This is a genomic window from Halomonas sp. ND22Bw (genome assembly GCF_003011945.1).
GTDB lineage: Bacteria > Pseudomonadota > Gammaproteobacteria > Pseudomonadales > Halomonadaceae > Halomonas > Halomonas halophila.
The window spans coordinates 1-404 of sequence record NZ_PXWD01000247.1 but is presented as its reverse complement, the minus strand read 5'-3'; the positions used below and the strand labels follow the sequence as shown (position 1 = coordinate 404).

2 pseudogenes are annotated in these 404 nt (G+C 70.0%); both read right to left on the bottom strand.

Annotation, left to right across the window (positions count from 1 at the left end):
• Nucleotides 1-132, bottom strand: a pseudogene (locus CVH10_RS17905) (bifunctional riboflavin kinase/FMN adenylyltransferase); the annotation flags it as partial.
• Nucleotides 132-404: pseudogene (locus CVH10_RS17900) on the bottom strand (acyl dehydratase); the annotation flags it as partial. The pseudogenes CVH10_RS17905 and CVH10_RS17900, both read right to left, overlap by 1 nt.

The following is a 404-nucleotide window of genomic DNA, read 5'->3' as shown; positions in this document are numbered from 1 at the left end:
CCGGTCGGCCGCCGCCTTCGCATCGGCGATCACGGCCTGGTGGCCCCGATGCACCCCGTCGAAGGCCCCGACGGCGACGGCGGCGCCCTTTGCGGCGTCCGGCAGGTCGCGCCAGTCGCGAACGACCTGCATCAGCGCTGGGACGGTTTGCGCCGGCGCGGAACGCGGACCACCGCGACGCCGTCCATGATCATGGTCTCGCCCACGAAGCCCTCGCAGCTCAGCTTGACCCGCGCGCTTTCGGCCTCGACCTCGATCACCGTGATGACGATGCGCACGACGTCGTCGATCCGCACCGGCTGATGGAAGGCAAGGGTCTGAGAGATATAGATCGAGCCGGCGCCCGGCAGGATGGTGCCGACGACTGCAGAGCCGAACGAGGCGCTGAGCAGGCCGTGGGCGAT